At 23.3% G+C, this 1241-nt stretch carries 2 protein-coding genes; one reads left to right on the forward strand and one right to left on the reverse strand.

The features are described 5' to 3' along the window. The first annotated feature begins 66 nt into the window (after positions 1-66). Positions 67-627, forward strand: coding sequence for a hypothetical protein (locus tag VN21_RS07475; RefSeq protein ID WP_046822707.1), 561 nt, complete (start codon positions 67-69; stop codon positions 625-627). A gap of 33 nt (positions 628-660) precedes the next feature. On the opposite strand, the gene VN21_RS07480 is transcribed toward VN21_RS07475, so the two are convergent. Continuing rightward, positions 661-1161 (reverse strand): HdeD family acid-resistance protein, encoded by a 501-nt coding sequence (locus VN21_RS07480; RefSeq protein ID WP_046822708.1) that lies wholly within the window; start codon positions 1159-1161, stop codon positions 661-663. Between the last annotated feature and the right edge of the window lie 80 nt (positions 1162-1241).

A 1241-nucleotide genomic window follows, 5' to 3' on the forward strand; every position in this document is an offset into this window, starting at 1 on the left:
ATATTATTTTAGTGTAAAACAATTTATAAAGTTACATGGTTATAAAGGTTAAAGAGGTGGTGTAAAATGAGACAAGGGAGTTCAATAAGAAGGGCAAAATCGTTTATTTTAATATTTAGTATAATCTATTCTATATTTGAATCTAATATATTATATTTAACTCCAATAATAACAGTATTAATTCCATATCATTTTATGAGAAATAAAGAGATTACAGATAAATCAACATTAGAAAATCAAAAAACTTTAAGTAGATTATTACTATTTAACTTTATATGTATTGAGTTAGTAAGTTTAACGACTCAAAGTGGAAACTTTGTGACATTTAACATTAGTGTAACTATGTTGATTTATTTTGTTTATTTCAAAATGCTATCTTCTAACGAAAAAAAGGTTTTAGCGTTTAAAAAAAATCCTAAGGTTGTGTATGATAAAATGAAATTAAAGATAGATACATTAGAAAACATATATCAAAAAGGGTTAAATGAAATGGAAAGTACTGATGATGAAAAAGTAAAGAAATCTATGCAAGCTAAACTGGATAAATTAAAGATAAAAATAAATGCATCTAAGCAACAACTAGATATGATAGAAAACATTATAAATTCTAGTGAAAATAATAAGTAATGAAAAAGGTGAACTATTAAATGTTCACCTTTTTTAAACTTCAAATCCTAAACATATTTCACATATAGCAGATATTATAAAATAAATACCTATTATGTATGGAGTTGCAAATAGTGTTACTATAGGATTTACAAGAATTAATATTCCAAGAATTACAAGTAATACGTTATATAAAGTATTTAAATTGAACCCAATTTTTTTTCTTTTTATTGATATTATTAATAGGTATATACCTCTTACAACTGCCCATATTCCATAAAATAATATTAAAGTTTCTGTAGTTGATATAGGGGATAACCATACTATTAAACCAAATAGTATATTTATAATTCCACTAAATACATAATATGCTTTTTCAGTAGTTTTAAAGGCTCTTATTATTGTAAATATTCCGGCTATAATTAGTAATATTCCGGATACAGTTGTAAAGCTAAAAAAAGATTCTATTGGATTTATAAAAAATAATATACCTATTATACCAAATAGAATTCCTTCCAATATTAGTGTTGTTTCTAGTTTTCTTTTATTTTCCATATGTACCATCTCCTCGAACATATATATACCCTAAGAAAATATTAAATTAAACATACTAAACTAAAGTTAAATAACTCTAA

It is taken from the genome of Paraclostridium benzoelyticum, assembly GCF_001006285.1.
GTDB classification, from domain to species: Bacteria; Bacillota; Clostridia; order Peptostreptococcales; family Peptostreptococcaceae; genus Paraclostridium; species Paraclostridium benzoelyticum.

Excerpts from the sequence above, each read along its gene's own strand:
- VN21_RS07475 (WP_046822707.1), top strand. The coding sequence starts at position 67 with ATGAGACAAGGGAGTTCAATAAGAAGGGCAAAATCGTTTATTTTAATA.
- VN21_RS07480 (WP_046822708.1), bottom strand. The coding sequence starts at position 1,161 with ATGGAAAATAAAAGAAAACTAGAAACAACACTAATATTGGAAGGAATT.